The sequence below is a fragment of the Paraburkholderia sp. 2C genome, from assembly GCF_054589215.1.
Genome location: NZ_BAAILL010000082.1, coordinates 1 through 210, shown reverse-complemented (window position 1 = coordinate 210; position 210 = coordinate 1). Strand labels below are relative to the sequence as shown.

1 pseudogene is annotated in these 210 nt (G+C 68.6%); it reads right to left on the bottom strand.

The window, feature by feature from the left end:
• A pseudogene (locus tag ACYPXD_RS34115) lies at window positions 1-210 on the bottom strand (NO-inducible flavohemoprotein); the annotation flags it as partial.

Below are 210 nucleotides of genomic sequence, written 5' to 3'. Positions count from 1 at the left end.
GCGGCGCACTTCCTCGCCGTCGATCAGAAGACGCAGCGCGATGAACTGCCCCGGCTTGAAGTCGAGCAATGCGCCGCCGTCCGCGGGGCGCAGATAGAACGACGTGATCTCGTCGCTTTCGCGTACCTTGCGCGCCACCGTGAACTTGCGCGTGCCGCGCCAGCCGCCCTGCGCCGCCTCTTTCGCCGCGTACGCGCTTTCCTCGAGGCC